The organism is Sediminibacterium salmoneum NBRC 103935, from assembly GCF_000511175.1.
GTDB classification, from domain to species: Bacteria; Bacteroidota; Bacteroidia; order Chitinophagales; family Chitinophagaceae; genus Sediminibacterium; species Sediminibacterium salmoneum.
Genome location: NZ_KI866530.1, coordinates 1,320,073 through 1,327,723, shown reverse-complemented (window position 1 = coordinate 1,327,723; position 7,651 = coordinate 1,320,073). Strand labels below are relative to the sequence as shown.

The 7,651-nt window shown below is 38.8% G+C and carries 6 protein-coding genes; 1 reads left to right on the top strand and 5 read right to left on the bottom strand.

All coding sequences use genetic code 11. The features are described 5' to 3' along the window. Positions 1-951: 951 nt before the first annotated feature. From P767_RS0106340 to P767_RS0106325, 4 genes are read right to left on the bottom strand one after another with little or no spacing between them, the layout of a single operon-like run. Positions 952-1,839, bottom strand: a complete 888-nt coding sequence (locus P767_RS0106340) for a hypothetical protein (RefSeq protein ID WP_157611405.1) — start codon at positions 1,837-1,839, stop codon at positions 952-954. Continuing rightward, a complete protein-coding gene (locus tag P767_RS0106335; RefSeq protein ID WP_026763860.1) occupies positions 1,799-2,296 on the bottom strand; it encodes a methylated-DNA--[protein]-cysteine S-methyltransferase in 498 nt (165 codons plus the stop codon). The genes P767_RS0106340 and P767_RS0106335 overlap by 41 nt, the downstream gene beginning before the upstream one ends. 43 nt (positions 2,297-2,339) lie before the next feature. Continuing rightward, positions 2,340-2,669: a tRNA-binding protein gene (locus P767_RS0106330; protein WP_026763859.1), complete on the bottom strand. Its 330-nt coding sequence runs from the start codon at positions 2,667-2,669 to the stop codon at positions 2,340-2,342. Continuing rightward, the gene (locus P767_RS0106325; protein ID WP_026763858.1) at positions 2,669-3,541 is read right to left on the bottom strand and encodes a transglutaminase family protein; all 873 of its coding nucleotides are present in this window, start codon (positions 3,539-3,541) and stop codon (positions 2,669-2,671) included. The genes P767_RS0106330 and P767_RS0106325 overlap by 1 nt, the downstream gene beginning before the upstream one ends. Before the next feature lie 205 nt (positions 3,542-3,746). Between P767_RS0106325 and P767_RS0106320 the strand changes: the two genes are divergently transcribed. After that, positions 3,747-4,823, top strand: a complete 1,077-nt coding sequence (locus P767_RS0106320) for a fatty acid desaturase family protein (protein WP_037351664.1) — start codon at positions 3,747-3,749, stop codon at positions 4,821-4,823. Positions 4,824-5,005: 182 nt separating this feature from the next. Here the strand turns inward: P767_RS0106320 and topA are convergent, their stop codons facing one another. Further along, a complete protein-coding gene (gene topA, locus P767_RS0106315) occupies positions 5,006-7,630 on the bottom strand; it encodes a type I DNA topoisomerase (RefSeq protein ID WP_026763856.1) in 2,625 nt (874 codons plus the stop codon). Positions 7,631-7,651: the final 21 nt, after the last annotated feature.

The following is a 7,651-nucleotide window of genomic DNA, read 5'->3' as shown; positions in this document are numbered from 1 at the left end:
CCTATCCCCTGTGTGCCTTGCCTCCCACGACTATGGGCTCCTGCTTTACAGAAAACATAGGACAGTATTTAAGGAATTATTCTTTCAGGATACTCGAAAATCCCAATGGGATATTATTTAATCCTGTTAGTGTTGCTGATGCCATTCAATCTTACATAAACAACGAAAAGGTAAAGGAAGAAGATTTATTTCAACTGAATGAAACCTGGCATAGTTGGAAATTTCATAGCAGGTATTCCGGTATTTCTAAAGAAGATGCGCTTACTAAAATGAATGATAGTATTGCACAGGCGCATCAGTTTTTAAAGACATCCAGTTATATGATTGTAACACTGGGTTCTGCCTGGGTATATGAATTAACAGACGCTGCAAATGGTATAACAGGTACCCTTGTTGCCAATAATCATAAAGCACCCGCTTCCTGGTTTAAAAAGAGGCTTTTAACTGCAGAAGCTGTTAAGTTATTGCTGGTTTCTGTGCTGTCTTCCTTGCGGGATTTTAATCCTATTCTCAAAATTATTTTTACCATCAGTCCGGTAAGGCATTTGCGAGAAGGGGTAATAGAAAACAACCGTAGCAAAGCAATTTTAATTCAGTCTGTACACGATTTAGTTAATGAGCATGAACATGTATATTATTTTCCATCTTATGAACTGGTAATTGATGATTTAAGGGATTATCGTTTTTATGCGGAGGATCTGGTACATCCTAATTATCAGGCTACCCAATATGTCTGGGAAAAGTTTGTAGATGCCTGTATTGATGAATCGAGTACTCAGTTATTTAAAATTATACGCGAAGTTAAACTGGCCTATCAGCATAAACCATTTAATCCTTCTACGGAGCAGCATCAGCAGTTTTTGCATAAATATGAAATAGTTACCCAAAGATTGCAGGAACAATATCCCTATCTGCAGTTGAAGCAGGAACTGGATTATTTCCGAACAGGGCTCAGAAATCAGGAACAGGAGGGTTAGACAGCGCGGATTCCAGGGTAATTAATTTGCACAGATCCACCATTTCCTTTTTTTGTAGAAAATTTTCAATTTCTGCCTTGTGTAACAGACCGGTTATAATAACAATTGTTTTATTGCTATTTGCATTCAGTTGATCCCATATTTTTTTATTCATTGCAGCACTTCTTTCATCCCAGAAGTCTAGCTGAGCATTGTACCAGTTGCCAAAAGGCTGAAGAGCCGGATTCTGAAGGGTGAGTCTTCGTATAAAATGTTTTTCCTTATACAAAATATTTTCAATGGTATCTGTTAATGTAGACCTGTTCATTTGTATTAAGGAACTATCAAGCAATTGCATAAATGCATTATTGATTTCTGAGTATTTTTCATATTCAGCTGATTCCGAATTATTCATCAGTCCCTGTTGATACACTTTTGACAAGGTTTCCTGATGGCTTTTTTCCATGGCTTGGTGATAGGCTATATATGTTTTTCTGTTGGGTATAAAAACATCAAAAGGAGAAATACAGACCTGCTTGTTTTTCTTCTGGTATTTTCTTACAGCCCTGTATTCAATGGGATTTTTCCAGATCCCCAGCCATTCTGCTGTTTGTGCACCCCAGACTTTGTTGATGGAACAATTGGTTATAATGGTTGAATCCAGTTCCATTAAAATAAGATCGGGATTAATACGATTAATTGCGTTGTACATGCTTTTAACGGTCAACATCTTATTGCCGTTATGTTTGGTGCCAATTATGATTACCCTGTTCGGAGAAGGATTGGCATATAATCCGGAAAACAGAAGCAAACAGGAAAGCAGTAGCCAACCAGTCCAAATTTTAAAATAAGGTTTGTACACCATGTGCAATTTTAAATTCATGTTGTAGTAACCATTTTTTTCGCCACATGCCACCAGAATATCCGGTTAAAGAACGGTCGCTTCCAATCACTCTGTGACAGGGAACAATTATGGCAATTTTATTTTTACCGTTGGTGGTTGCTGCTGCCCTGATTACTTTAGGGTCGCCCAGTTTCTTTGCCAGATCCATGTAGCTGATGGTTTTTCCAAATTCAATGTCCATCAGTTTATTCCAGACTCTTTTTTGAAAATCAGTGCCATCCTGGTGTACCGGTAAATCGAATTGTCTTCTTTTTCCATGAAAATATTCAATGAGTTGTTCCGTACATTGGTGCATAAGTTCAGTAATGCCCGGAACACCGTGCTGCAACTGATCTTTATTGTCTACAAAACTCAATTCGCCAATAAAATGCTCATTGCCTCCTATTTGTAATAATCCTACCGGACTTTCGTAATACGTATAATGCAATTCACCCATTGGCATGTTTTAGCTTTCTAAATATACTGAACAAACCAATTAATTATCCAATTTTTGCCCCATTCATTACGGGTAAATTGGGTTCCAGTAAAATCACCTGGTTCTGCTGATCATATACACCTAATACCAGGCATTCACTGAAAAAATGAGCAATTTTTTTGGGAGGGAAATTTACCACTGCGATGATTTGTTTGCCAATCAGGTCCTCCGGATTGTAATGGGCAGTAATTTGTGCAGAGGATTTTTTGATGCCCAGTTCACCAAAATCAATACTTAGCTGATAGGCAGGTTTTATAGCTTCCGGAAATAGATTTACTGATAGGATGGTTCCTGTTCTGATATCTATTTTTTCAAAGTCTTTCCAGCTAATCATTACGCTTCCAAAATATTGGCTAACAGAATTAGTTCCTCTTGTTTATACTGATTTTCAGTGTTGTTAAAACATCGGGATAACTCCTTGATTAACTTACCAATGATGGCTCTGTTGGTTCTGGGTCTGAAGAAATTCGGATCTGCTGTTTTACCCAGGCGATTCAGATAGGTCTCAATATCATTGTGTGAATAAGCTTGTCCATTTGTAGCATCAATAAAGAAATGTATCTGGTCTCTGTAATATTGAGAGCTGTCATTAAAATCAGTATCTGAGTGAAAAAATGCAATCAGGGATTGTTTGGGTATCTGAATAAGCCGGGCATTGATTTCTAGTTTTTCGCAGATTACCTGATATATAATGCTATTGGCAATGGCGTTTCCTTTCTTGGATTCAAGTACTTTATGAAGAAAAAATTCATCCGGATTATCATACTTTAATTCAATACCTTTTAAGTGGTAATAGTTGTATATGATGCTGCTTAATACATTAGCCTGTTCCAATGGAGTTAAAAAACTATTTAATTCGAGCCAGACATTTCTTCTGATTTTTTCAATGTCCTGTATTACCGGTGTGGTTTGCAATTCCGGGTATTGAAACTTTGCTACGAGCAGGGCACCAAAAAGCAAATCCGGACATGCACTGTTTTTCCATTCAGTTAAATCCTGTTGTAAATCGGTAAAATGCAGACGATGAATAATCATCTCAATTCTTTCCTGAATTGCCTGATTGGGGGTGGTTTCCCAAAGATGTTCCAGATTCGGGATTACCGGCTTTCCATAAGCTACCAGTCTTTCTGTTACGCTGGAATAGACTATTTCATCCGGATCGTCAATAAGGGTAAACAGGGCATTTAATTCTTTGGTCTCCTGCATAGTTGGTTCTATTCAATATCAAACTAAATTCATTTTTGTGAAAAGGTCAAGGAGAAGTTATTCAAACCTTGTGGATATATGTTGAATTTGTGGCATAATAATTTAAACAGTCTGTCGTTCTATTGTCATTTTCTCTTTAAATTAGTAATATTAACAGTCGTAATTGACCGTTAAATTCTACCTTTGAGATTATCAATTTTTTTGAATGAGTACATTTACTATCCCCAAATTCCCTGCTGTTAAGCAATCCCTTCACTTAGAGTTAAAAAAAAGAGTACAAGCCTATTTTGACGAACGTGGCATTGATGCAACAGGAACTCCCAAGTTATTTACCAAAGCGATAATTATGGTTATCGCTTTCGTAATCGTTTACACCCATCTGGTGTTTTTTACACCCGCATGGTATTTTGCAGTTACTGAATGCATTGTTTTAGGTGGTTTAGTCGCTGGTATTGGTTTTAATGTTATGCACGACGGCAGCCATGGTAGTTTTAGCACCAACCGGTGGGTTAATAAAATTGCCGCTTCTTCTATCAGCTTATTAGGAGCCAATCACTTTATGTGGAACATGAAACACAACATGATTCATCATAGTTTTACCAATGTGGATGGTGTTGATGATGATATTGAAGTGGGCATATTAATGCGCATGGCACCTACTCAGAAAAGAATGAAAGCGCATCGTTTCCAGCATTTGTATTTCTGGGTTTTATATATGTTATTGTATGTATTCTGGATTTTCTTTACGGACTATAAAAAATACTTCACTCAAAAAATCGGAAATGTTCCTTTAAAGAAAATGAGTGTTTCTGATCATATTGAATTCTGGGCAGTTAAAGTGTATCATGCTGCAGTATTCATTGTTATTCCTGTTGCTGTAGTAGGATGGGTGAACTGGGTGATTGGATTTTTCACCATGAGCTTGTTTGCGGGTTTTGTTCTTAGCATTGTTTTTCAGCTGGCTCATACAGTGGAGCATACAGAATTTCCTGTTGCAGATGTTGAATCACATAGGTTACCCGATGAGTTTGCAGCACACCAGATTAAAACTACTGCCAATTTTGCTACCAAGAATAAATTAATTAGCTGGTTAGTAGGAGGATTAAACTTTCAGATTGAGCACCATTTATTCCCAAAAATTTCTCATGTGCATTATCCGGCTATCAGTGAGATTGTAAAGAAGGTTTGTCAGGAATATCAGTTGCAATACATTGAGTATCCTACCATGCGCAGAGCGGTTGTAGCCCATGTTCGCTTCTTAAGGGAAATGGGTAGGGCTTAGCCAGATTTAATAAAGGCATCAACAAATGCGTAAGAATTAAAAGTCATTCGATTTGCAAATGCGATCTTTTAAATAAAAAACTCCGACCAATGTCGGAGTTTTTTTATGGGAATCAAATTGGCTATAACTGAAATTTGAAATTGCTGACAGCCATTCTAATAGCTGGCGAATAATCTGTCATACTACTTTGCCGCTTTTTTGGGCGCGGCTTTTTTGGTAGCTGATTTCTTTGTAGCTGCTTTTTTTGTTGCCGTTTTCTTTGCAGCCGCTTTTTTAGGTGCTGCTTTCTTGGCAGCAGTCTTTTTGGTGAATGCTCCCGGTAACTGATCTTCAATCATTTTCTTCACTTCTTCCAAACTGATTTGTTCCAGACTTTCTGCGGTAGGTTTGGTTCCATCGGCCAGTTTCCCGAGTTTCAGCATTTTCTTCTGGAATCGGATAAACGGACCCCAGCGGCCATTTTCAATGGCAATTTTTTCTGAAGGCCATTGCTGTATGAAACGGTTGGCTTCTTTTTCCAGTTTCTTTTCAATTAATTCATTAATGTCCTGCGCACTTAAAGATTCATAGTTGTAAGCCCTTGGAATATTGATAAACAAGTCGTTCCATTTTATAAACGGGCCGAATCTTCCCTTGCCCTTGGTTACCGGTAACTCATTATAAAATGCAATAGGAGCGTCGGCTTCCTGTTTTTCTTTTATTAGCTGAACGGCTCTGTTTAAATCCATTTCGTGCAAGTCCTCACCTTTGGGAATTGAAATGAATTGTTCGCCTAATTTTATATAAGGACCAAATCTACCCAGGTTCACAGATAATTCTGCTCCCTCATATTCGCCCAGGGTTCTTGGCAATGAAAATAGTTCCATTGCTTCTTCCAGGGTAATGGTTTCAATACTTTGAGAAGGTTTTAATTTAGCAAAACGGGCTTTCTCATTTTCATCACTGGTATCCCCAATTTGTACCATGGGGCCATATCTTCCCATACGGGCGATTACTCTTTTACCTGTTGCTGCATCAATACCCAGTTCTCTTTCTCCTTTGGCTCTTTCTGCATTTTCCAGGGTATGTTCTATGGTTTCATGAAAGGGTTTATAAAAACCATCAATCATATTATTCCATTTTAAATTACCCTCTGCAATTTCATCAAACTCGGCTTCTATTTTGGCTGTAAAGCCAAAGTCCATCACTTTATTAAAGTGTTGTTTCAGGAAATCTGTTACTACCATACCCAAATCGGTAGGGAATAGTTTTCCTTTTTCGGCTCCTGTATTTTCCTGAATAATCTCCTTTTCAATTTCGTTGCCGGCAGTCAGCTTCAATATGGTAGCTGCTCTTCTGATTCCTTCCTTGTCCCTCTTTTCTACATAATTCCTTTTCATGATGGTAGAAATAGTTGGGGCATAAGTGGAAGGGCGTCCAATGCCTAGTTCTTCCAGCTTTTTTACCAGGGAAGCTTCAGTATACCTGGCCGCAGGTTTAGTGAATTTCTCACTGGCATTCATGTACTGAAAATCAAGAACCTCGTTCACTTTTATCGGGGGCAACATTCCCTCTGTGCTTTCCTCATCTTCTTCGTCCTTGCCTTCCATGTATACTTTTAGAAATCCATCGAATTGCATGACTTCGCCGGTTGCTGTAAGTGTTTCCCGGTTGGTACTAACTTCAATTTTAGCTGTTGTTTTTTCAAAAGCTGCATCGCTCATTTGTGAAGCAATGGTTCTTTTCCAAATCAGTTCGTATAAACGTTTACATTCCTCATCTTCTACTGTATGATTGCTCATATAAGTAGGACGGATGGCTTCATGGGCTTCCTGAGCACTTTCGTTTTTATTCTTGAACTTACGGGGCTGGTGGTATCTGGCTCCGTAGCTTTTGTTGATTTCATTCTGAATATCTCCCAATGCGGTTTCACTTAATGCAATACTGTCGGTACGCATATAAGTGATTTTACCACTTTCATATAATTTCTGCGCAATCAACATGGTTTTGCTTACACTATAACCCATTTTCCTGGAGGCTTCCTGTTGCAGGGTAGAAGTAGTGAAAGGGGCTGCCGGCGTTCTCTTGGCAGGTTTTACCTGAATATCTTTTACGGTGTATTTTGCGTTTTTGCAAGTCTCCAGAAAAGCACTGGCTTCTTCTGTTGTATGTAACCTGCCCGGTCCTTCTGCTTTAAATTGTACAGGTTTCCCGTTGATATCAGTGGCTTTGAAGATGGCTTCTATTTTATAGGAGCTTTCTGCAATGAACTGATTAATCTCACGCTCTCTCTCAACAATTAATCTAACGGCTACGCTCTGAACCCTGCCTGCGCTAAGGCTTCTTTGCATGCCTATCTTACGCCATAAAACCGGACTCAGTTCAAATCCCACCAAACGATCCAACACCCTTCTTGCCTGCTGGGCATTCACCAGATTCATATTAATCAGGCGGGGATTGTCTACCGCTTTCCTGATAGCAGGGGCGGTAATTTCATGAAATACAATTCTTTTGGTAGAGCGGGGGTCTAAACCCAGTACTTCTGCCAGGTGCCAGCTGATACTTTCTCCTTCACGGTCCTCATCCGATGCCAGCCATACTTCGTCGGCCTTTTTAGCCATTTGTTTCAGCTCTTTAACTACTTTTTCCTTTTCGTCAGGAACTTTGTAACGGGGCTGATAATGATTGTTTACATCTATGCCCATATCGTCCTTTTCCAGGTCTCTGATATGACCATAACAGCTTCTCACTTCAAAATCCTTACCCAGAATTTTTTCAATGGTTTTTGCTTTAGCGGGCGACTCAACGATCAGTAAATTTTTTGCCATGTAGAAATTCCGATTCTAAGA

Coding starts and splice junctions, on each gene's coding strand:
- P767_RS0106330 (WP_026763859.1), bottom strand. CDS start 2,669: ATGATTAGCTGGAAAGACTTTGAAAAAATAGATATCAGAACAGGAACC.
- P767_RS0106335 (WP_026763860.1), bottom strand. CDS start 2,296: ATGGGTGAATTGCATTATACGTATTACGAAAGTCCGGTAGGATTATTA.
- topA (WP_026763856.1), bottom strand. CDS start 7,630: ATGGCAAAAAATTTACTGATCGTTGAGTCGCCCGCTAAAGCAAAAACC.
- P767_RS0106320 (WP_037351664.1), top strand. CDS start 3,747: ATGAGTACATTTACTATCCCCAAATTCCCTGCTGTTAAGCAATCCCTT.
- P767_RS0106325 (WP_026763858.1), bottom strand. CDS start 3,541: ATGCAGGAGACCAAAGAATTAAATGCCCTGTTTACCCTTATTGACGAT.
- P767_RS0106340 (WP_157611405.1), bottom strand. CDS start 1,839: ATGAATTTAAAATTGCACATGGTGTACAAACCTTATTTTAAAATTTGG.